The organism is Arthrobacter sp. CAN_C5, from assembly GCF_017875735.1.
Taxonomy (GTDB): domain Bacteria; phylum Actinomycetota; class Actinomycetes; order Actinomycetales; family Micrococcaceae; genus Arthrobacter_D.
The window spans coordinates 2,028,831-2,052,248 of sequence record NZ_JAGGMZ010000001.1 but is presented as its reverse complement, the minus strand read 5'-3'; the positions used below and the strand labels follow the sequence as shown (position 1 = coordinate 2,052,248).

The window sequence follows — 23,418 nt, the reverse complement described above, 5'->3', positions numbered from 1 at the left end:
GCACTGGCTGGCTCGTGCGGGCTGCCCGATACGCTGGAAGCATGCGCTGGGATCCCACACAGTACTCACTGTTCTCCGACCACCGTGGCCGGCCGTTCGTCGACCTGGTCGGTCGGATCAACGCCGCCGATCCGCAGGTCGTCATCGACCTGGGGTGCGGGCCGGGGGATCTGACCCGCCTGCTGGCCGACCGCTGGCCCCACGCCGCGGTGTTGGGCATCGACTCATCGGTCGACATGGTACAGCGCGCCAAGGAACAGTCCGGTCTGCCGGCTAACCTGCGGTTCGAGACCGGAGATGTCCGGGACTTCTCACCAGCAGGCGACGTCGACGTCGTCGTGACCAACGCCGTCCTGCAGTGGGTGCCCGGCCAGGCCGGGCTGGTGCAGAAGTGGGCGCGTGCCCTTCGCCCCGGCGGGTGGCTGACCCTGCAGGTTCCCGGCAACTTCGGGTCCCCGGCGCACACCCTGATGCGGGAGCTGGTCGGATCGAACGCCTGGCGGAACAAGCTCGGGGGAGTGCTGAGGCATACCGACGTCGTGTCGGAACCGGATGAGTACCTGCGGATGCTCAGCGACGCAGGGATGACCGCCGACGTCTGGGAGACCACCTACCAGCATGTGCTCGCCGGACCAGATCCGGTCCTGCGATGGCTCAAGGGCACCGGATTGCGCCCAGTGCTGGACGCGCTCTCCATCGACGACGCCGCGGCCTTTGTCGACCAGTACACCGATCTGCTGCGCGGCGCCTACCCCAAGGAACCATGGGGCACGGTCTTCGGGTTCCGGCGGATCTTCGCCGTCGGCGTCAAGAACGACGAAAACTAGGCTGGTCGGCCGCGGCTACCAGCCGCGAGCCCGCCATTCGTCGAGATGGGGCCGTTCGGCCCCTAGCGTGGTGCCCTTGCCATGGCCCGGGTGCACGATGGTGTCGTCCGGCAGGTAGTCGAAGACCCGCTCCGACACGTCGTTCAGCAGCGACTCGAACCGGCCCGCGTCACCCTGGGTGTTTCCCACGCCACCGGGAAACAGCGAGTCCCCGGTGAACAGGTGCGCCGGACCGTGCGGATCGCGATACAGCAACGCCACGCTGCCCGGCGTGTGCCCGCGCAGCTTGATCGCCTCGAGGTCGAAACCATCGAAGTTGCCGATGTCCCCGTGATCGAGGGAAACGTCGGTGGGTACAGCGATATCCGAAGTGTCCTCCCTTCCGGCGGCGGTCCGCGCCTTCGTCTTCCCGACGACGTCGGCCAGCGCCCGCACATGATCCCAGTGCGAGTGGGTGGTGATGATCAGCGCCAGCTTGGTCTCGGCGGTGCTGTCGGCGGCGCCATCCTGCAGCAGCTGGCCGATGGCGGCGGCGTCGTCAGCAGCGTCGATCAGCACCTGGACGCCGGTCGCCTTCGAGGTCAGCAGGTACACGTTGTTATCCATCTCACCCGTTGAAATGTAGCGAATGGTTACCACAGAAAGATCGGCTATCAGCATGCGGTCAGCCTACACACAAGAGCGCCCTGCGTAGAAGATTACGTAGGGCGCTGAGGTTAAGCGCTTCAGTCAATCCTCAGGTCTTTCCTCATGAGGTTCAGTATGTTTTGGATGCGCTCATCAACGGGCATGATATTGGCTTCGTTGGGCTTCTGAGCGGTCCAGTCATCTATGTAGGCATTCGTCCTCCGTAATACTTCGCCTACCTCTGCTGTGATCTGGGTAGGCAGGAAGAGAGTTGATTGATTTTTCTTTAGCCGTTCCGTGGTTGCCTTCACTTCAAGCAGACTTTCGATCGGTACACCCCTAGACCTTCGCGGAAGGCTTTCGCTTAAGTGTGCTAGTTCTTGATACAGGTGCCAGTACTGCTGTCGTTTTTCGTTACGTAGCCACTGCTCATGCTCCGTCTTCTTGCCCCAGCGGGTACCTAGCCAGCCACCCAAGAGGGCAAAAGCGCCGCCTGTAGCTGTTGTAATTACCGCGATCTGCCAGGGTTCCATATTTAGACGCTATCAAGCTGTGTTTGAGCGACGGTTTAGTAAGCTAACCCAATGAGCAAATATCGCATGCGGATCACAGTGGATATCGAGGTACCCGAGCTGTCGTTAAGACAGGCGGCTCTATCTCGCCCGGTCTTCGACAATGACGGGGATGCGGGACCTGATGCTCAGCTTTCACTTTCGAATGATGCAGAAGCCGCGCTGGGCCTGATTTTCATTGACCCGATCACGGATCTTGTCCAATCAAAGTTGGCGGATTCCGTAGTGACCTTGCGTGCCTTCGGTGCAGTAGAGCTGGATAATTCTAAAGACGAATGACAAGGCCCCCACCCTCTTTCGAGGGTAGGGGCCATCATTTCTAACGTGTGCGTTTGCGAGCCTGCGCTAACGCGCTTGCTGCTGCAGACTTCGAGGCCTTGCTGGTGCGTCCATCGCGCAAGATCTTGCTTGCGATTCTGGCGACTTTTGAACTGGTTTGTTTGGTGTTGGCCATTTCAAAGCTCCTAGCAAATTCAGTAGAGTGGCCACGCGAGTGGCGAGTGCACCGCTGGCGGGACCCTGACGACTGTGCGCTAAATCAGCGCAGTACAGGGCGGATCCTGATGGTCCGCTTGATACGAATGCGTACAACCCGTGAAGGCATAACGCACCCCCCTTCTTGAATCGGGGGAAAATCCAGATCGTAGCCACGCGGCGGTCATAATTGACTACCGAACCCAGCACTCATAAGCTAGTGGAACTTCGTGAAAGAAGAAGGAACCACTCATAGACTGCGATCTTTCTTGGTCTTCCCTATGGTGTTTTCAATCAGAAGCGCCGCCGTCTCACCGGTGGCGCTTCTGGTGTATCGAGCCGTTTTTGCCTCGATATGTAAATTCTACCTCGCGAGCAAACCCATGGATACGGACCGGGGAAGATGTATTACATGTTTGTCATTCATCGGCCGGTTCGTCCACAGGTAATGCACAATCGGACAGGGATAGATCCGCGGAAATCCGCTGATCTCCGGCCATAATCCACACCTCTGTGGAGTACTTGCGCACAGGCAAAATACTTTCGTTTCGCTAACAGCCGGCGTGTCGTCGGTGACGGCAGGGTTAACGGGACTATTCTTTTAAATCTGGATTTTGATACAAAAGCGCCCCGCAGCCGGGAGAACTGAGAGACGCTGGTCTATTCAGAAGTCTCGCGGTCTTCCGAAGCTTCGGTCCCCTGCGGAACAGCTTCGCAGATGGCACAAGCGCCAAGTTCGGCTTACAAGAATATTTAGCTATTCCGAGGCAGTACTGGTATCGACCCGAGGCAGTACCGTTTCCTCATGATTAATCTCGTTGGTAGCTCACGTGAGCCGAGGCTACCCCCATGTCTACGGTGTGGGACTGAGGCCTGGAAAATCGCGTACGGCGAATACTTCCCTGACGTCCAAGAAACGATGCCCAACACGGTCTTCGCAGGCTGCTGCGTGGAGATGCTGGAACAGATCAGCCTCCGGACTGGACTACTTGAGCGGAAATCTGCCAGATGGAAGTGCCAGAACCGCTCTTGCGGGTTTCGCTGGTGGTGATCTCGCCGCTTCCCGCAGCTTCGGAGATCTCCGGATTGGTGTAAGTCACGCGTCTTTCTGGTTACCACGCTGAAGGCGGTCTGGGACATATGATCGAATAGCTGGATCGGAGTCTCATCCAGCATGATCTGATGTCTATTCTCTGGGGGCACCGTGGCTACCACGTTCGATTCTCTGCTTGATTCATACCGCGATCTAGCGGATTCAGAGCGGATGAAAGGCAACTACTTCGAACAGCTGGTAGGGCAGTATCTGGATAATGACGGGGTTCAGGCACCGCAGTACCGCAACGTGTGGTTGTGGCGAGACTGGCCGGATCGGGCCGGGAAGAAGGACAACGGAATCGACCTGGTGGCGGAGCGCCAAGATGGTGGTTTCACCGCCATCCAGTGCAAGTTTTACGCCGAGGGCCACCGTATCCAGAAGTCGGACATCGATTCGTTCATTTCCGTTTCCGGCAAGCCACCCTTCACGCACCGCCTCATCGTAGATACGACGGGTAGGGAATGGTCGCCCAACGCGGAAGAGATGCTGGAGAACCAGCATGTTCCGGTACAGCGCATTGGTCTGACCGATTTCCGGAACTCCAACATCGACTGGGCAACCTACGAGCTGACCGACCCGGCAACGGCACCGCGTCTACACGAGAAGAAGCAATTGCGGACGCACCAGCACGAGGCGGTGAACGCTGCGATGAAGGGTTTTGAGACTAACCATCGCGGCAAGCTCATTATGGCCTGCGGTACCGGCAAGACCTTCACCGCGCTGAAGGTCGCAGAGCGTTTTGCTGAGCAGGAGGGCCACGCCCGGATCCTGTTCCTTGTCCCCTCACTTGCGTTGATGTCTCAGACGCTTAAGGAATGGTCGGATGAGACGACGCAGGTCCTGCACGCCTATGCAGTGTGCTCTGATACGAAGGTCGGGCGGCAGAAAAACTCAGACTTTACCGACGTCGCTCTCCACGACCTGCAGATCCCAGCCACCACGGATGGGACCACGCTGCTTGACGCGATGGGCTCTCGCGAGCTTGATGAGGGCATGACGGTGGTGTTCTCCACCTACCAGTCCATCGAAGCGGTATCCCAGGCGCAGAAGGCCGGGCTTCCAGACTTTGATCTGATCATCTGCGACGAGGCTCACCGGACAACCGGTGCCACCTTGGCCGGCACTGCGGAATCCCACTTTGTGAAGGTGCACCGCAATGACATCGTTTCCGGCGTGAAGCGCTTGTACATGACAGCCACACCCCGCCTGTTCAACGACGACACAAAGAACAAAGCACTTGAGCGCGACGCAATCCTGTGCTCCATGGACGACGAGAGCATGTACGGGCCGGTGTTTTACCGCATCGGCTTCGGCGAAGCAGTCACTAAGAAGCTTCTGACCGACTACAAAGTCCTAGTCTTGGGGGTAGAGCAAAGCCAGGTCGTGTCGAGCTTTCAAGACCAGCTCGCGGACTCCAACATGGAATTGCAGATCGACGACGTCGCGAAACTCATCGGCTGCTGGAACGGGCTTGCCAAACGCCGCTCCGGCCTGCATGAAGCGTCCTTCGGCAACGACACTGCTCCCATGCGCCGAGCGGTCGCCTTCAATCGGGACATTAAGTCCTCCAAGCTCGTCGAGTCTGAGTTTGGGGACTTAGTTCGTGTGCATCTGACCAATCTCGACAACGACGATGTCACAGACGACCTGAGCGTCGAAGTGAAACACGTAGACGGTGGCTTCAACGCCATTACCCGCGCCGAGCGCCTGGACTGGCTCAAGGAGGAGCTCGATACCGATCACCCGAAGTGTCGGATCCTCACCAACGCCCGCTGCCTCACCGAAGGCATCGACGTCCCTTCCCTGGACGCTGTCCTGTTCCTCAACCCTCGAAACTCAATGGTTGACGTCATCCAGGCCGTCGGTCGCGTGATGCGCATCGCCGAGGGCAAGCAGTTCGGGTACATCGTCCTGCCGATCGCCATCCCCGACGGTATGTCCACATCCGAGGCGCTTCGGGATAACGACCGGTACAAGGTGGTCTGGCAGGTCCTGCAAGCTCTGCGCGCCCACGATGAGCGGATGGACGCCGCAATCAACCAGATCGAGCTCAACGCCAAAGCACCCGAATCTATTCTCGTCGAGACTGTCGACCTGGCACCGAAGAAGAAGGCCAAAACCAACGTTGGCGCGAACTCCCAAAGTGGATATTCCTCCGGTGACGCAGGCGGCGAGCGCGAAAGTGGCGAGAGCCAGTCCGTCTATGAGCAGCCCGAGCTGTTGTTCCCGGTGAATGAGTGGAAGGACGCCGTCTACGCGAAGATCGTGGACAAGTGCGGCAATCGTATGTACTGGGAAGACTGGTCCAAGGATATCGCGGACATCGCCGGCAAGCATATCGCCCTCATCAACAACCTCCTGAACGAAGCGAACTCAGAACATCGAGAAGCCTTTGATGACTTCATTCAAGGCCTGCAAGCGAACCTGAACCCGGACATCGACCAAGCGCAGGCAGTCGAGATGCTCGCTCAGCACTTGGTCACCAAGCCCGTCTTTGACGCCATGTTCAAGGACTCCAACTTTACCGAGCACAACCCCGTGTCCGTGGCGATGCAGAACATCCTGAACCAACTCGATGAGAACTCGGCTTTCGAGAGGGAACGCGCTGGCTTGGAGAAGTTCTACGATTCCGTCCGAGCCCGAGTACAGTCGATCGACAACGCAGCCGCCAAGCAGAAAATCATTCTGGAGCTGTATGACAACTTCTTCCGTAATGCCTTTCCCCGCGTCGCGGACCGGCTTGGCATAGTATTCACCCCTGTCCCCGTAGTCGACTACATTCTCCGGTCGGCAGACGCAGCGCTGCGGCTTGAGTTCGGCAAGTCTCTATCCGATGAAGGCGTATCCATCCTGGAACCCTTCGTGGGCACAGGAACGTTCCTGACTCGGCTGTTGCAGACCGGGCTAATCAAGCCGGAGGATTTGCACCGAAAGTACACGCAGGAACTCTTCGCCAACGAGATTGTTCTGCTTAGTTACTACATCGCGGCAATCAACATCGAGGCTGTGTTCGCCGAGGAATCGACGCGGCAAGGGCTAGACCACGGATATGTTCCCTTCGAGGGTATTACCCTGACAGACACTTTCCAGTTGAATGAATCGGACGGTGCGTTCGAGTCAGTGGTATTCCCGGAGAACTCAGAGCGCGTGCAGCGGCAGAAGACGCAGGATATCCGGGTTATTGTGATGAATCCGCCGTATTCAGCAGGACAGAGCAACGCGAACGACGACAACCAAAATCAGGCGTACCCCGTTTTGGATGCCTCAATTTCCGCTACTTACGTCCGAAGCAGCACCGCGACCAACAGTGCCAATCTATACGATTCGTACATTCGCAGCATCCGCTGGGCTTCAAATCGAATTAATCGCGACGGCGTCATAGCTTTCGTTTCGAATGGCAGTTTCATCGACGCCAACACTGCGGACGGGATACGGAAGACATTTGCGAACGAGTTTAGTCGGATGTTCATCTACAACCTTCGTGGAAACCAACGGACTTCGGGCGACCTCTCCCGAAAGGAAGGCGGTAAGGTATTCGGCAGCGGGTCACGCACACAGGTTGCCGTTTGCGTGCTAATTAAAAACTCCGCAAGCACAGACCCCACGGAAATTCACTATCGAGATATCGGCGATTACCTAACAAGAGAACAGAAGCTCGACATATTGGACACCGAGCAGTCCATTGAAGGGACAAATTGGGATCGTATTGTCCCAAACGAGCACGGTGACTGGGTTAATCAACGAGACGAACGGTACGACGCTTTTCAGCCGGTCGGAGTAAGAACATCGAAGCGAGTCACCACCAAGAAGCCCTTATTTGAGACGTATTGCCTAGGATTGACTACAGCTCGTGACAGTTGGGCATATAACTTTTCGATGCAAAAGCTGACTTCGAACATCTCGGGGATGATTGACGAATACGACCGCCAGCGGTCAGACAACCGGTTGACCGTCGCGATGGATTATGATCCAAAGTCAATCAGCTGGACACGTGCACTCAAAAAGAGCGCAGAAGTCAGCCGGGAGATTCGTTACTCACATGATAGAATTCGCCCAGCGGTGTATCGCCCGTATTGCAAACAAAATGTTTACTTCGATCGCATCCTAAATGAGTATGTGTACTCCTTGCCGAAGCTGTTTCCAACACGTGCCCACCATAACCGAGCGATCGGCATGACTACTGACTACCGCAAGGATTGGTCGGTTCTAATGGTCGATGTGCTGCCCGACCTCAATCTACTAAGCGCCACGCAGTTCTTCAGCCTCTACACGTACGAGCCGCTTCCTGAAGGCGAGCTGCCGTTGAAAGCGAAAGACAGCGTTGTCATGGACGGGTACGTTCGTCGCGATAATGTGACAGCGGCAACACTTGCTACCTACCAGAGCTTTTATAAGGATTCGAAGATAGGTAAGGAAGACGTCTTCTATTACGTATACGGCCTCCTGCACAGCCAGGCATACAGGGAGACGTACAAGGCGGATCTAATGAAGATGTTGCCACGTATCCCCAAGTTGAAGGACTTCTGGGGATTCAGCTTTGCTGGCCGCAGTCTCGCCGATCTGCATCTCAACTACGAAACGGTGGACCCCCACCCTCTTGAAGAGATGTCTTCATCGCTCGCGCCTTCAGGGGACATCGACGGACAAGAGGCTCGATACGAATATTACCGTGTAACGAAGATGTCCTTCGGTGCTCGGAAGGACCGGTCCCGGATTATCTACAACTCGCGCATTACACTTGCCGGAATCCCGGACGAGGCCTTCGAGTACCAGGTCAATGGCAAGTCCGCGCTTGAGTGGATTCTTGACCGATACCAGGTGACCACGCACAAGGATTCGCAGATCGCTAACGATCCCAATGATTATTGCCGTGAAGTTGATAATCCGCGATACATCATTGACCTGATTAAGCGGATCGTTACGATTTCGATTAAAACAAACCGGATCGTTGCCGCCCTTCCAAGTATGGATATTCTTGAATGACGGCAGAGCAGGTGGTCGGCTTTCTTGCAGCAGCGCTAGCCTGGCAGTGGTCCCAGCATCTCCCTTTGTTGGTTCGACTCGTGGAGGTGGGCGACCACGTGTTCTTTCATCTTGGTAACTTCGCACATGACTTTCTAACCGGTCCGCCGATGGCTGGACTGTTCGCTGTAGGCGCGGCATTGATAGCCCTGCACGGAATTAACCAGCAAGTTTCTGAGACAAGAGCAGCAAATCAGCTTAACCAAGACGCGAACAGGAGCGCAGATCGCGCGAATAGTGAAACTGCGCGGAAAAATACGGAAGATCAATGGTGGTCCACGCTGAGGTGGGCTTATTCTGAGGCCAAAGAGTTCAGAACGAAGCAATCTGGAGAGATTCTGGCCGTTGTATCAATCCTCCGATCCCTATCGGAACAGGGATCTCTTTCCGAGTTGCAGGCCGATACAGTGCGGGAAGTACTTGGAATGTTCAGCGAGGCAAAGGATCCCGTGGTCAAGGACGCGGTGGAAGATTCACTGGCGGCCATACCCGCACCACTCCTCGGTCCAGCCGCCGAATACGCTGTTTACGAGCGCTCCGTCGATCACGTTCTGCGGTCAGTTGTTCCAGAAGGCGCGCACATACACGAAAGTCGCTCGAACTATGGCCAAAGGTTTGACTGGATACTTGAAACGCAAGACGGACAACTCATCGGTATTGAGGCGAAACTTCGGTCTCGGTTGATAGACCGTAGGGTTGTGGAACAGATCCTTGGCGAGTTGGGCAGTGTCGGTCCAAGGCTGCTCTCCTCACATTCTTCAGGGGAAGTATCCAGGGCACTGTTGATCGGTAATCAGGATCTAAGCGCAAGCGCTAAGCAAGCCATAGCGAGGTATCCCGACAGCTTTACGTACACGATGTGGAACATCGGTGATGATCCGATCGATATTAGGAATGCCATTGTGAGGCTCATCGGTGAGCAAGGACTGGACGGCTCTGTGGGTGGACATGGGATCTGAATTTAAACAATTCACAACTCCGTTCCTTGAGCTCCTGAAATGTCGCTATGGCTTGAATGGGAAAGCGCTGTCTTCTGGATACGAGCCCGAGGACTCAGGCTCAGCTGAGGCTGGCGACAGGCGACGGCGCAGGGTGCAAGGTGCTGGTGGGCCGGGGTAGACCGGCTGGAAGTTCAACCTTGCTCTTGTTTCGAACCACGCCATCTTGTGGTTGTGAGCGCACCAAATGATATTCATATTCTCGAGTGCCCTTGACCCGGCGAGGGAAACTGTTATCCTTCCAGATGAAAGACGTTACATATATATTGCTATGGGCGAATCAGTCGAGGCTGCGATGGCCAGTTTAGGTGGAAGTACTTCGAGAACCAAGACGACCAACTTCGCTGCGCTTAGTCACAGAGTGGTACATGAACGAAAGCTAGCGCACAATAGTTGGACGGCCGGACAGATAGCACGCGAGCTCGGAGAGTATTTATCAAAAGTTGCCCTTTTCAATCCAGATGGGGCTACCCCGGGCAGTGTTGCAATTGGTTTAGAACTACGCCGCGAATTGATAAAAGCATGTACTTCACGCCCGGAGACACCGCCCGCCTGTGCTGCGGCCCTGCAGAGCATCTCATCACTGATTGAACTTGCGCAAGACAAGCTTCTGATTTCTGAGAAGCTGGACGATCAGGCGGTTCAGGAAGGCTTATCCGTACTTGGTCACGAAGTTCACCTTTCATTCAACCTAGTGCGTTAGCAATGAGCCCCCGTGAGGATGTTGCGGTTCTTATAAGGGCAAACGCGCAGATCTCGTCTGCTACGGATCTTCAAAATACTCAGCCACCTGTGGTCAGTCCGGACGTAGCTACACCTGTGGTCAGTGCAGACGTAGCTACACCTGTGGTCAGTGCAGACGTAGCTACACCTGTGGTCAGTGCAGACGTAGCTACACCTGTGGTCAGTACAGACGTAGCTACACCTGGGGTCAGTACAGACGTAACTACACCTGTGGTCAGTGCAGACGCAGCTGCTAAAGCCTTGGAAGGGCTTCGTCTAGCCATGGTCGATCTCGAGTCAAACGTTTTTCCGACAGATAACGAGGAGGTTTTTCAGAAAGTTTTTAATTTTGTCTACGATTTGCGCAAATACATCGAGTCCCTCGACGGAAACATCAACCGTGGTTTGTTCAAGAATGAAAGCCCGCTTGCTGAAGCTCATAAGACGGTCGCGCTACTCGACCGGCACCTCAAGCTAACCAGATTCTATGACGCTACTGAAGAGCAGAGGCTGTCTCGAGGTCTTTCTGCACAGGATGCGGAATTGGAGCTTTTGGAGAAGAGGGGGGAAGCCGCCAAGAAGGCTGTTCTGAATCTCCTGCATCAAACGGAGTCTTACCTCAGTGCATTAACTGGATTGACCTAAGTGTTCCCTCTATCCGTTTGTCTTGGTCGACCGCGAGCCCCTCTCGAATCAGTTCGAGGCGCCAATCCTGATCGCTTGCTGAGCGTACGCGAATCCACTCCTGAAGAGTAATGGCTATCAATAGGCGGACATCCGCTGGGAATGCAATCGGCCAGTGGTCCAATACACGGGGCCATTCATATTGATTCTCAAATACGTCCAAGCGTTTTGTATTGTTTCGCAGGAGCATTGCGGCTTCATATTGCGTATCGGTTTCGGTGCTCAGGAGACCGGCTTGAATGAGTTGAACCGCAGAACTCGCTGATATCTCATCGTTAGGCCATAGCTCGTGCGCCAGGTCCAGCGCTAAGCGCAATTCACCGAGTTTGGAGAGTACGATGAGTGCAGCGGATCCCCCTACGTGTCAGGGTTGGGTGAGGCCAGTACTTCGTAGCAACTTCGTCTAGTTCGTAGGGCGAGAACCAGGATCACCACTAATGTCTATCTCCACAATTTCCCCGCCGCGGGAGAATGGGTCCATGAGTAATCCTGGCCCCAGGTCCGGAGGCCCGACCCCTCGTAGGTCGTTCACTCCGGCACAAAAATTGGCGTACTTGGATGCGTACCAGCAGGCCTGTGACGATGGCACCGGCGGCGGGGCTTACCTGCGCCGCGAGGGCCTGTATTCCTCCCAGATCACCGAGTGGCGTAAGCTCCGCGACGCCGGTGTCCTCGAGGGCAAAAAGCCCGGGGAAAAGATCGGCAAGCCCACTGCTGAACAGGCAGAAATCGGGCGTCTACGTCGGCAGCTGGAGGTGAGTGAACGCAAGCTGGCACGGACTGCAGCTGCGTTGTCGATAATGGAAAAAGCACGGCTGCTTTTGGAGGATATCTCCGAAAGCGCGGAGCAGCAGCCCTGGTACAAGAAACCCTGATGAGCGCCTACACCGCCCTCACCCTGGCGGACATTTCTACCCGGGAAGCGGCCGTGATTGCAGGGGTATCCAGGGCCACAGCGACCCGCAAACCCCGCATCGCGGTGGAAGACCCTCCGCCGGTCCCGGCGCCGGCAAACAAGCTCTCAGTGGCCGAGCGCGCCCACATCCTGGCGACCGTGAATTCGAAGGATTTCGTGGACCTGCCGCCGGTGCAGATCTATGCCCGGCTCCTGGACGAAGGCGTCTATTTGTGCTCAATCTCCACGTTCTATCGCGTCCTGGAGGAGAACTGCCAGGTCAAGGAACGCCGCCGGATCGCACGCCACCCGGCGCGGGCCGTGCCGGAGCTGGTCGCGACCGGACCCGGACAGGTTTACACCTGGGACATCACCAAACTCGCTGGCCCGATCAAGGGAAAATACTACGACTGCTACGTCATGATCGACATCTATTCCCGCTACATCGTCGGCGCCTACGTCCATGCCCACGAGTCCGGGGAACTGGCCGTGGAAATGATGAAGGAAATCTTCGGCATCCACGGCATCCCGCAGATCGTCCACGCCGACCGTGGCACCTCGATGACCTCCAAAACAGTCGCGGCGCTGCTCTCGGACCTGGAGGTCACCCGGTCCCATTCCCGTCCCCGGGTCAGCAATGATAATCCGTACAGTGAGGCCTGGTTCAAGTCGCTGAAGTTCGCTCCCACGTTCCCCGAACGCTTCAGTTCCCTACCCGACGCGAGAGCGTTCATGGACTTCTTTGTCGACGGGTACAACCACACCCATTGCCACACCGGAATCGGCCTCAACACACCGGCGGATGTCCACTACGGACTGGCCGCCAGCAAAGCCCTCGAACGAGCCAAAATCTTGGCCGCCGCACGGGCAAAAACACCCGAACGATTCACCACCAACAACGACCCCAAAATCCTCGCCATCCCCAACACCGCCTGGATCAACAAACCAACCGAGAAAAACGACACAAAAGCAGCAGCCTAATTCCCACTGGCCTCATTCACCTTGACAAATTCCGTCCCCGCACTACAGGTGCGCTGCCTTGATCGGAGCCTAGGAGCTTTACGGTCTGCAAGGCTGTTTCCATCAACAGCCGCTGTTGATCGGCAGTAGCCCTGTCCGCCGCTTGCTCGGCTAATGCGGTTGTCCGGAGATCGATGGACTGTTTTAGCAAGGCCCCGGTGAGGGTAGCAGCTGCCGCGGTCAGTACGCCGGTCACTGCTATGGCTGCAGCTAATGCTGGCACAGCGTTCTCGTCGGTAGGGGAAATCGATAGCACAGGGTGCAAAAGGTTAACTGCGAGACCAATAGCGCTGACCATGATTGCTACAGTAACCAACACGAATACGTTGCGTTTCAACCAGGCCATCAGATCTCCTCCGGGATTCTCAGATAAAGTTATTGGAAAGCCTACTTCTCCGTTGACCACTCCAAACCGGTTTTGAGCCCGCCATCTGAGGTGTTTGGAAAGCCGGCTCGGAGGGATCCTGACTAATTTGTGCGCAAAGATGCCTTCCACCCGAATGTGTTCTGTACAGCCCCGGCGGCAACTCCACCCCTCTCGTGCACGCCAGAGGGCAACTGTAAGGGCTTCTACCCCACCGCGGAGTTCAACACGCGCTTCACGGGCCCCGCGTACCATTTCGCCCCAAGAGCTGTGGCAGCCCTCGTGCTCGAACGGCTATCCGCTACCGTCGAGGAAGCAAAGCCGGACGCACGGAGCGTAATCAAACATCCTTTCGAGTATCCAAGATACGCCTACAAACCCTGGTGAGGACGCCGATAATCGACCTTGGCTCAGGCCCTCGGTATTCTCCTCAGCCCCACCTAATCCAGACCGCTATGACAGCAAAGCACCTCTACTACCGAGGCATTCGGCAGTGGGATCGGCATCAGTTCGGTAAGGCGGTCGGGTTGCGGGTTCAAGATTACGTAGGCCGGCAACTCAAGCACACAGGCCAACTAGGCGTCCGACCCGAGTTCCGGTGGACGAAGAACCGGGTCGGTGACTGGAAGCTCTTGGTGACACTGCGGGCAGGAAGCCGTGTTTCCCTTTCCTAGCGTTGCGCGGTTTGGTACTTCTCGACGACGTTCTGCGGGACACGATCACTCGCGCGCTTCTCACCGCGCTACGGAGTCTAGAACGCGCTTGACGGTCGAGGCGTACCATTGCGCCCCACCGTGCGCCGTAGCAACACCATCGGCGTTGAGAGCGTCTGCAATTCTCCCCATACTCATGCCGGTGGACCTCATATTGGTAATTCTCCCAACTGTGGCCGCCCCAAGCATCCGTGGCCGGCCCATCTTCACGCCCTCGATCTTTCGCTGCGCCATGCCCTCCCGCGTGCGGGCTCCAATCAGCTCCCGCTCGTACTGAGCTGCTGAGGCCAGGACGTTACCCGTGAAGCGCCCGGCCGGGTCGGTGGTATCAATGTTTGGGGACAGCAGGACGAGTCCCCAACAGCGCTTTACGCTGCGGTCGAGCAGGCCAGCAAAGTCAGCGACGGAGCGGGATACGCGGTCGAGGCGGATGCTCAGTAGGTAGTCGGCGGCGCCGCCATCGAGACGGGCAAGCGCCCCTTGCAGGCCGGGACGGTTCAGCGTCTTTGCGCTCACGCCTTCGTCAGCGACGATCTCGACATCCCAGCCGCGCTTATCTGCCTCTGCGATGAGGGCTGCACGTTGTGCATCGAGTGAGGCACCCTGCTCTACTTGCTCCGCCGTGGAGACGCGGACGTATCCGAGGGCGAGGGGCCTGATGCGTGTGCTCGATGGCTGTGTCATACCCCTCACTTTATACACAAAAGGTTCCTTTTGTATATAAATATATCTTTCGACCAGTTATTGGGGAGCATCGCTCGACGGCTTCACTTAGTCGAATGCCCGGTTTCGAGATGGCTTGCCCGAACCAGCCTCAATGCATGTTCCGCACCTGCAACGTAGGCTCTTTGCGACGGGGTCGCTTCAATGTCGCCCGATTCGATCTGAACGATAATTGCGCCCAACGTGTCAGCTGCTCGCTCGATCTGCTTTTGATCCATAGGTCTATTCTCCGCCCTGACCAGTCCATGAGTTACAAAAAGTTTTAGCGGCTTTTGCTCGGTCCAGGGGATTTGCAAAAAAAAATTTAGCCCGCCCCGTCCTTCCTGGACAGTGGGTTCCTGAACAGGGATGCGGCGGTAGTTTACAAAAACTATTAGGGCAGTTTTCAGGACCTATGGCCTAGCCTCTTTGATGAAATAGCTGCGAAATGTTCACAACATACCCCCTCGTCAAGTCCAGCCTTGGAAGTAGGCCCCTAGGAACTAGCACCTGGAACCTCCACGTAAGGAACCGTCTCCGGAACTAACGCTCTTGAAGCTATGCCATTGCATATAGTTGCGCCGGCCGTTGTCGAGTCCGCCGTGTCCGAAGAGTCCGTGTGGCAGTGCAACAGCTCATTTTCCCTGAACGGTTCAGGCAGCTCTGCCTCTACATGGAAGGGCGGCACAAGGCGTTCTACGGGGATTTTTTGTGTACCGGTCATGCGGGTTCCTCTTAGAGCAGGAACGCCCTGCGAGTGCCCTCAGAGCGTCTTGAGTGCCGTCTTTCCGGCTGTCACCTCGATATGATCCGTGGGTTCGGAGGAATACGCAGGTCTTTCCCTGCCGTCAACATAACAACCACCAATTTTTGACTTACTGAAATTAGTGCTGCGTCGATTATATCGATGCTTTCCTGTGACTATCCTGAGTGGTTCAGAACTCGCAGGTACTCTATGCGCACCGAGTGTAAGCGAACCACTGAGTATCCGGCGATAAGTATTAATGAGCTGATCATCTCTCAGTCAGCGCTTTCCTGATTGCCTGAAGCTCAGTCAAGATATCAGCGAGTGTGATTTCTGGCTCGTAGACGTACTCCGGTGATGGGTACTTGCGTGGCCTGCGCCATGGATGGGCTTCCGATTCCGGTTTCGGTTTCCAATCGTCGTTGTCTACGATCTCATTGGTGAGGCCATGTGGGTTATCGTTCATGCTGTCCGCCTTTCAGGCGATTGGGGGTGTTGAGAAGGGCGTCGTTTCGTCGTGTTGCTCAGGTTTTAGAGTTTTAGAGTTTTAGATGGGGGGCCCGAGACTTTCTACTAGAGTGAATATCTGAGGCATATACCCCTACCTACTCCTATATCTACTACTTCTATACCTCTATAGATACTTTTACAATATCTACTCTAAAACTCTATTTCTCTAAAGACGGTAGTGCATCCCTTTGTTTATAAGGATTTCAACTTTAGAGTTTTGTTAGAGTTTTAGAGTAAATACCCGTCCTTAGATGCTGGCGAGTACCAAACCGGAGAATCGGACGGTCTGATAGGTGACCTTTGGATACGTGCGAGCCACTTCTAGATTGAACTGCTTGCGCTGCATACGGGAATTGACGGGCACTCCGTAGGCTATGCACCACTGGTAATAGTCCGAGTAGAGGGTGGCCATTGGAACGGACAGTGCATCCTTGGCCGCCGGATCAATACGGAGGTACTTGGTCTCCACTCGGTCCTTGATGTACTGAGTGACAGATACCTCGTCGTCGCGCTCGGATCGCTTGGCCGCTTCCATGGTCTCGGTTTTGTCGAGTCCACTCTTCAGGTACTCCAGATATGAGCGCTTCATCCACTCAAGAAATCCTGGCGCTTCGGAAACGATCTTGTCTTCCAGATCAGGGTCAAGGATGTGCGTACCATCCGTTGAAACCTTCTCGAATGTGCGCGGGAAGGTAATCGGGGCGATCCGTTCGAAGACGGCTTCGTCTGTCTTGTCTATGTCCATGCCGTGATTGGAAGCCATGAAGATGATTCCCTGTGGCTTGACGGTACCGCCTACTTCATACTTCTGCTCTACGGGCATACCGTCGCCGCCAGTGTATTTGAGAACGAACTCGCGGTCCAAGGGGTCCGTGATCTCGGTGAAGGCAATGTAGCGTGCAATGCGCATATCGTGGCGTGCGTGCTTGGGGTTAGTGCCACCTTTGACAATGGCATCCCTCGGAGGTTCAGCGTAGATTCCGTTTTTGTTGGTGAGTCTGTCAATCGCTCGGTTGATCATTGACTTGCCACTCTTGCGCTTCCCTTGGAGGCTGACAATGGTTCTGCTGGATATCGGAGCGCCCATGCATGCCAGTGCGACTGCTTTGGAGAAGAAGTGGCTCTGTCCACGGTCCTCGATGGATTCATCGAGGAACTTATTCAGTGCTGGGCAGGGAGCGCCGGGAGTATCAGTGATGCTCCACATTCTGTAGACCGGACGGGCTGAGTCATGGGGGAGCAGGTCGAAGCGCTCATCCCGGCGGACGCCTTCCATGTCGAACACGCCGTTCTCTACGACGAACCAGCGGCGGTCATCTCCGAAGTAGTCATGATTCACATCAAGCTCTGTCTTCAGAAGGCGAACCAGTGCGGAGTTTCCATCAGCGGTAGCGATACGTTCACGGAACTTCTTATGCTTGAGCGCTTCGCCTTTGTTGTACTCATCACGCTGTGCTTTCGCTTTCTTCTCCCAATCCTGGCCTTGAGCAGATTCAATGACCTTCGCTTGACGCTCGTAGTGTTCCTTGATGAAGTCCAGCGCGTCTACGGTCGCCTTGTAGTAGTACTTGGCTACCTTGATAGCAATTCCGTCATCGACGCATGGACGGTGGATTCGCCCATCCCAGATGTACCAAGTACCTGATGCCGCAACGTAGGAAACGGTATTCGCGAACTTTCCCTTGATTGCTTCAGCGGCTCTAACTTCGGTGCGGGGGAGTGTGCCCAAAGCTAGCTCGATGTTGAACTTACTGTGGTCGGGCTTCTGCCCCAGTAGGGCGTGGTGCCATTCCTTGAGGTTAAGGGTTCCTGCTGCGGTCTCTAGTGCTTGTGTTTCGGTTTCCATTGTTCATCTTTCTGTAGGTGTTCGGTGGGTCCATGTACTCCTGTCGCTATTTACCGGAATGCTGCTTTTGCACCGCCGGCGAATTATCGTGTCAAAGCTGGATGGTCGAATGAGGTCGTCAGGTCAAGATGCTCTTGAGATTTCCAACTGGGCAACTTCCTGAGCGATCTCGTACTTTTCTCTCAGTGCTTGATTCAGTTTTTCTTGCATCCTGATGAGCCTGCTCTCAGCACGTGAGAGCCTGTAGCGCGCAAGCGTTAGAGGGGTCCTAGTGTGTGTTCCACGTTTCATGCCTTGGTCTTTCCTTGACAAGTTGATTGTATACATCTATTGTATCATGAATTTCGACCTCTTTACATTGTTTTGAGTTTAACGGGTCGCGAATATATACAATACCCCCGTGCAATATATAAACGTTTTTGGGAGTCATAGACTATCTAAGTCGGCCTTTAACGCAGAAAGCGCCCCGAAACCGGAGCGCTTAGTGCAACCTGGATCCTACCACGGACTCACTGCGGAACGAAAACTATCTCCGGTCGCATATCCCGGTTAGGGCTCCGGTTGCCGTCCACAGGAGGAAGCACGCGTACCTCTTTCAAGAGTTTTGAGACAGCTTCCCTGAATGCTGGAATCGCTTGCTCGGAAAGCTCTTCATCCTCAGGCTTCATCCCCATAAGCTCAAAGCCCTTATCAAGTTGCTCACTGATGGTCGTCGCCGGGATGAATCCCCCAAGGGCTAGCTGAGCCTGCCTGAGGTCTTCTGACGCGTCAGCAAGTTCAGTCTTGCGGACTGCGATAGCGTCAGCGGCCATTTCCTCAGTCAAACCATGCTTAGCCATGGTCAACAGGAGATCCGTTAACGCCTTCCTGGACTTGTCCAAACTCGTCTGTGCTTCCTCGACTGCACTCTCTGCGGCCAAGCGTGCTTCATCATCCGTGGGCATCACAGCGGCCAGAGCCTCACGCTGACGGAAGAGCCACATTATCGTGTGATAGTTCACCGTGGCACGCTTCCTGAACACTCCAGCGCATGCGGCCTTACCTTTGTTGTTATAGACAGAGCAGTTCACGGACTGCTTACCTTTGATGGTTGTACTGACGAGGTTCGCGCCACATCTGCCGCACTTGGCAATGCCTGCCAGCCACCACTTCGGATTCCGTGGTGCTTGATGCACCTTGCGCTCCAGTCGCTTTGCTTGGTATCGCTCCCATTCAGTAGCGGTCAGGATCGGCTCATGTTTTCCCTCGTACTCCTTGCCGTCCCAGATGAAGTAGCCAGCGGCGAACGGCTTATCCAAAAGGTCTAGGAGCTGTGAGCTTGAGAAGTCTCCACCGCGCACTGTCTTGACGCCGCGCTTAGTCAGGTCTTGCACAAGAGCAATCGAGCCTTCTCCTTGGGTATACCTCTTATATAGGTCATGAAGGATCGCGGCTTCATCCTCGTTGATCCGGTATTCTTGCACGCTGCCCTTGGCGGTCGGCAGTACCGGCTTTCCGTCCTTATCAAACCGGTCATAACCAAACTGCTTGACTCCATTGGGCGGTAGCTTTGCCGCTATCCGGTATGCGTGCGCAGCCCTCCAGCGCTTGCCCATTTCTTTGCCGTATTTATGAGCGAGCAACATATACAGCAATGGCGCGAAGTCGTCCTCCGGATCTGGGATGCCTTCAGCATAGGTAGCAACCGACATTGAACCGATGAGATCCGCACCATCTGCCATGTTCCGTGCGAACCTGCTGTAGTCGTCAGCTACCGCTATGTCGAACTTCTTTTTGTTGTAGTCAGCTACCAGAGCGAGCAGTTCCGGTCGATTGGTGGTCTTGCGTCCGGATATGTCGATATCGGAGTAGACCTTAGTGACCGTCCAGCCGTCCTGCCGTGCAATGAACTCCCTAACGTGCTGTTCCTGCAAGGCAGGGGAGATGGTGCCGTCTGAAGTCTGAGACTGACGGATGTAGATAGCTGCACGTTTCGGAGCCGGCGAAGCGGTCATAAATTTTCACGCTACATTCAAAGGGTGTTGTTGTCCATCTCGCTGACGGAGATGGAGCGGATGGTGAGGTCCTGAAGATTATGCATGGCCCAAGTCTAGGCACGCCGGGAAGTGGGCGGGACTATCGGGTCGAATCGACGCGTGGAACAATGTCTGAATCTGCACAGCGCCCGTAATGCGGGCTGATAGAGCACAAGATAGTCCTCAGACCGAAAGGCAACAGTGAATCCTGGCGCAACAGACAGCACCGATGTCACCGGCTGGCTGCGCATCGACCAGGCAAGCTCGGTTCCCCCGTATGAACAGCTCCGCGTCCAGATCCTGGACGCCGCGAACAGTGGGACCCTGCCCGTTGGCACCCGGCTGCCACCGGTGCGGACCCTCGCCGGCCACCTGGGCGTCGCGGTGAACACCGTCGCCCGGGCCTATCGGGAACTGGAGCAGGCGAACATCGTCGTCACCCGCTCCCGGGCCGGAACCGTCGTGGCAGCAGCTGGAGACGAAGCCCGCCAACGCGCCGCAGAAGCCGCTGACGACTATGCGGATGTGATCAAGGCCAACGGCCTGACCGAGGACGAAGCAGTCGCCTATTTACGGGCGGCTCTGCGCCGTCGGTGAACATCCCGCCCCAACCCGCCGACGACACGCTGAAAACACGCTGATCGAACATGTATTCGAACGCAGTTTCAATTAGAGTAGTCAGGTGTCTATTGCAACTTCGCTCGAATCAGAGTTTTCCGACCCGAGAATGTCCCAGGACCTGTCGCGCCTGATCGTCAAGGGGGCGCGTGAGCACAACCTCCGCAACGTCGATCTGGACCTGCCTCGGGATGCCATGATCGTGTTTACCGGGCTGTCCGGGTCCGGTAAATCCTCCCTGGCGTTCGACACCATCTTCGCCGAAGGACAGCGACGCTACGTGGAGTCCCTGTCCGCGTACGCCCGGCAGTTCCTTGGCCAGGTGGACAAGCCCGACGTCGACTTCATCGAGGGCCTCTCGCCGGCGGTCTCAATCGACCAGAAGTCCACCAACAAGAACCCCCGGTCCACTGTTGGCACCATCACCGAGATCTACGACTACATGCGGCTGCTCTGGGCCCGTGTGGGACGCCCGCACTGCCCCACCTGCGGTGAGCCGGTGGCGAAGCAGACCCCCCAGCAGATCGTCGATCAGTTGCTGGAACTGGAAGAGGGCACGCGTTTCCAGGTCCTCGCCCCCGTGGTCCGCGGACGCAAGGGCGAGTTCGTCGACCTGTTCCAGGAACTTACCGCCAAGGGCTACGCCCGGGCCCGCGTGGACGGCGACGTCATCCAGCTGTCCGACCCCCCGAAGCTCGGCAAGCAGTACAAGCACACCATCGAGGTGATCATCGACCGCCTGGTGGTCAAGGACGGCATCCGCCAGCGCCTGACCGACTCGGTGGAAACCGCGCTCAAACTCGCCGACGGTCGCGTCCTCGCCGACTTTGTCGACCTCCCCGAGAAGGATGCCAAGCGCATCAGGGCCTTCTCCGAGCACCTCGCCTGCCCCAACGAGCACCCGCTGGCGATCGACGAGATCGAGCCTCGCTCCTTCTCCTTCAACAACCCCTTCGGTGCCTGCCCGGCCTGCACCGGTATTGGCACCAAGCTAGAGGTTGACGAGGAACTGGTGGTACCCAACCCCGACCTCTCCCTCGCGGAAGGCGCCATCGCCCCCTGGTCACTGGGCACCGCAACCCTTGAATACTGGACCCGGCTCCTCGAGGGCCTGTCCAAGGAACTGAACTTCAAGATGGACGTGCCCTGGCGGAAACTGCCGGACCGCGCCCGCGAGGCCGCCCTGTACGGCAAGGACCACAAGGTGGTTGTGCAGTACAAGAACCGCTTTGGACGCGAGCGGAAGTACAGCACCGGTTTCGAAGGCGCGGTGCAGTACATCCACCGCAAGCACCTGGAAACCGAGTCGGATCACGCCCGTGACCGTTACGAAGAGTACATGCGGCAGATTCCGTGCCCCACGTGTGGGGGAGCCCGGCTGAACCCCGCGTCCCTGTCGGTGCTGATCAACGGCAAATCCATCGCTTCAGTCGCCGCGATGCCGATGCGGGACTGCAGCGACTTCCTGAACAACCTGGTCCTGACCGGGCGGGAAGCCCACATCGCAGCCCAGGTGCTCAAGGAGATCCAGGCGCGCCTGCAGTTCCTGCTCGACGTCGGGCTGGAATACCTGAACCTGGAACGTTCCTCCGGCACCCTCTCCGGTGGCGAGGCCCAACGGATCCGGCTGGCTACCCAGATTGGCTCCGGCCTGGTGGGAGTGCTCTACGTACTCGACGAGCCGTCCATTGGCCTGCACCAGCGGGACAATCGACGCCTGATCGAAACGCTCGCCCGGCTCCGCAACCTGGGTAACACCCTGATCGTGGTCGAGCATGATGAGGACACCATCCAGGAAGCCGACTGGATTGTCGACATCGGTCCGGGCGCGGGGGAGCACGGTGGCGAGGTGGTCCACTCCGGTCTGCTCGAAGACCTGCTCACCAACGAGCGCTCGATCACCGGCGACTATCTTTCGGGGCGTCGGAAGATCGAGATTCCCAAGAAGCGCCGGAAGATCGACAAGTCACGCCAGCTCAAGGTCATCGGAGCACGTGAGCACAACCTGACCTCGTTCGACATCGCATTCCCCCTGGGTGTGCTGACCGCAGTGACGGGTGTCAGCGGATCCGGAAAGTCGACCCTGGTCAACGAGATCCTCTACAAGGTCCTCGCCAACAAGCTGAACGGGGCGAAGCAGGTTGCCGGCCGGCACAAGCGGATCGACGGTCTGGAGCACCTGGACAAGGTGGTTCACGTCGACCAGAGTCCGATCGGCCGGACGCCGCGCTCCAACCCCGCCACCTACACCGGGGTCTTCGACAACATCAGGAAGCTCTTCGCCGAGACCACCGAGGCAAAGGTGCGCGGCTACCTTCCCGGCCGTTTCTCCTTCAACGTGAAGGGCGGCCGCTGCGAAGCCTGCTCCGGCGACGGCACCCTGAAGATCGAAATGAACTTCCTCCCCGACGTCTATGTGCCGTGCGAGGTCTGCCACGGACAGCGCTACAACCGTGAAACCCTTGAAGTGCATTACAAGGGCAAGACCATCGCCGACGTGCTGAACATGCCCATCGAGGAGGGAGCCGAGTTCTTCGCCGCCTTCAGCCCGATCGCCCGGCACCTCAACACGCTCGTCGAGGTGGGCCTCGGTTATGTGCGGCTGGGTCAGCCTGCAACCACCCTGTCCGGTGGTGAGGCGCAGCGCGTGAAACTGGCCAGCGAGCTACAGAAGCGATCCAACGGACGCAGCATCTACGTGCTCGACGAGCCGACCACCGGCCTGCACTTCGAAGACATCCGCAAGCTCCTGCTCGTCCTGCAGGGACTCGTCGACAAGGGGAACACCGTGATCACGATCGAGCACAACCTCGACGTGATCAAGAGTGCCGACTGGGTCATCGACCTCGGGCCCGACGGCGGATCAGGTGGCGGCCAGATTATCGCAACCGGCACCCCCGAGCAGGTGGCCAAGTCGACGAAGAGCTACACCGGGACCTTCCTCGCCGAAACCCTCGGACGATAGGT

The 23,418-nt window shown here is 56.8% G+C and carries 17 protein-coding genes; 9 read left to right on the top strand and 8 right to left on the bottom strand.

Annotated elements, in window-relative coordinates; translation table 11 throughout:
* Positions 1-41 precede the first annotated feature (41 nt).
* Positions 42-827: a trans-aconitate 2-methyltransferase gene (locus H4V95_RS09650; RefSeq protein ID WP_209730101.1), complete on the top strand. Its 786-nt coding sequence runs from the start codon at positions 42-44 to the stop codon at positions 825-827.
* Positions 828-842: 15 nt separating this feature from the next.
* On the opposite strand, the gene H4V95_RS09645 is transcribed toward H4V95_RS09650, so the two are convergent.
* Complete coding sequence (locus H4V95_RS09645; RefSeq protein ID WP_209730099.1) at positions 843-1,487, bottom strand: MBL fold metallo-hydrolase; 645 nt, start codon at positions 1,485-1,487, stop codon at positions 843-845.
* Positions 1,488-1,552: 65 nt separating this feature from the next.
* Positions 1,553-1,987 carry a hypothetical protein gene (locus H4V95_RS09640; protein WP_209730097.1) on the bottom strand — a complete coding sequence of 145 codons (435 nt, stop codon included), beginning with the start codon at positions 1,985-1,987 and terminating at the stop codon, positions 1,553-1,555.
* A 51-nt stretch (positions 1,988-2,038) separates the two neighbouring features.
* Here H4V95_RS09640 and H4V95_RS09635 point away from each other — a divergent pair, with 51 nt between their 5' ends.
* A complete protein-coding gene (locus H4V95_RS09635) occupies positions 2,039-2,305 on the top strand; it encodes a hypothetical protein (protein WP_209730095.1) in 267 nt (88 codons plus the stop codon).
* Between the two features lie 1,163 nt (positions 2,306-3,468).
* Here the strand turns inward: H4V95_RS09635 and H4V95_RS18640 are convergent.
* Complete coding sequence (locus H4V95_RS18640) at positions 3,469-3,600, bottom strand: hypothetical protein (protein ID WP_281064526.1); 132 nt, start codon at positions 3,598-3,600, stop codon at positions 3,469-3,471.
* A gap of 104 nt (positions 3,601-3,704) precedes the next feature.
* Here H4V95_RS18640 and H4V95_RS09630 point away from each other — a divergent pair, with 104 nt between their 5' ends.
* The 5 genes from H4V95_RS09630 to H4V95_RS09610 all read left to right on the top strand — a co-directional run bounded on the left by H4V95_RS09630 (position 3,705) and on the right by H4V95_RS09610 (position 12,899).
* A complete protein-coding gene (locus tag H4V95_RS09630) occupies positions 3,705-8,579 on the top strand; it encodes a type ISP restriction/modification enzyme (protein ID WP_312883991.1) in 4,875 nt (1,624 codons plus the stop codon).
* Positions 8,576-9,577, top strand: a complete 1,002-nt coding sequence (locus H4V95_RS09625; RefSeq protein ID WP_209730093.1) for a hypothetical protein — start codon at positions 8,576-8,578, stop codon at positions 9,575-9,577. Before H4V95_RS09630 ends, H4V95_RS09625 begins: the two co-directional genes overlap by 4 nt.
* Positions 9,578-9,887: 310 nt before the next feature.
* Entirely contained in the window at positions 9,888-10,319 is a 432-nt protein-coding gene (locus tag H4V95_RS09620) for a hypothetical protein (RefSeq protein ID WP_209730091.1), read from the top strand.
* Between the two features lie 2 nt (positions 10,320-10,321).
* The gene (locus H4V95_RS09615; protein ID WP_209730089.1) at positions 10,322-10,984 is read left to right on the top strand and encodes a hypothetical protein; all 663 of its coding nucleotides are present in this window, start codon (positions 10,322-10,324) and stop codon (positions 10,982-10,984) included.
* Positions 10,985-11,502: 518 nt separating this feature from the next.
* Positions 11,503-12,899, top strand: a protein-coding gene (locus H4V95_RS09610) for an IS3 family transposase (RefSeq protein ID WP_395939811.1) whose coding sequence is annotated in 2 segments (ribosomal slippage) — positions 11,503-11,854 and positions 11,854-12,899 — 1,398 coding nt in all. Because the reading frame shifts where the segments join, the coding sequence is not laid out codon by codon here.
* Between the two features lie 16 nt (positions 12,900-12,915).
* Here H4V95_RS09610 and H4V95_RS09605 read toward each other — a convergent pair.
* From H4V95_RS09605 to H4V95_RS09585, 5 genes are all read right to left on the bottom strand, one after another.
* Positions 12,916-13,284 carry a hypothetical protein gene (locus tag H4V95_RS09605; RefSeq protein WP_209730087.1) on the bottom strand — a complete coding sequence of 123 codons (369 nt, stop codon included), beginning with the start codon at positions 13,282-13,284 and terminating at the stop codon, positions 12,916-12,918.
* Between the two features lie 752 nt (positions 13,285-14,036).
* Positions 14,037-14,699 carry a recombinase family protein gene (locus H4V95_RS09600; protein WP_209730084.1) on the bottom strand — a complete coding sequence of 221 codons (663 nt, stop codon included), beginning with the start codon at positions 14,697-14,699 and terminating at the stop codon, positions 14,037-14,039.
* Between the two features lie 83 nt (positions 14,700-14,782).
* Positions 14,783-14,956, bottom strand: coding sequence for a hypothetical protein (locus tag H4V95_RS09595; RefSeq protein WP_209730083.1), 174 nt, complete (start codon positions 14,954-14,956; stop codon positions 14,783-14,785).
* A gap of 1,263 nt (positions 14,957-16,219) precedes the next feature.
* Positions 16,220-17,818, bottom strand: coding sequence for a hypothetical protein (locus H4V95_RS09590; RefSeq protein ID WP_209730081.1), 1,599 nt, complete (start codon positions 17,816-17,818; stop codon positions 16,220-16,222).
* Positions 17,819-18,327: 509 nt separating this feature from the next.
* On the bottom strand, positions 18,328-19,812 hold the full coding sequence (locus H4V95_RS09585) for a recombinase family protein (protein ID WP_209730079.1): 1,485 nt from the start codon (positions 19,810-19,812) through the stop codon (positions 18,328-18,330).
* Positions 19,813-20,034: 222 nt separating this feature from the next.
* Here H4V95_RS09585 and H4V95_RS09580 point away from each other — a divergent pair, with 222 nt between their 5' ends.
* Together H4V95_RS09580 and uvrA are read left to right on the top strand one after the other, a co-directional pair.
* Positions 20,035-20,430: a GntR family transcriptional regulator gene (locus H4V95_RS09580; protein WP_209730078.1), complete on the top strand. Its 396-nt coding sequence runs from the start codon at positions 20,035-20,037 to the stop codon at positions 20,428-20,430.
* 130 nt (positions 20,431-20,560) lie between these two features.
* The gene (gene uvrA / locus H4V95_RS09575) at positions 20,561-23,416 is read left to right on the top strand and encodes an excinuclease ABC subunit UvrA (RefSeq protein ID WP_209731326.1); all 2,856 of its coding nucleotides are present in this window, start codon (positions 20,561-20,563) and stop codon (positions 23,414-23,416) included.
* Positions 23,417-23,418 lie beyond the last annotated feature (2 nt).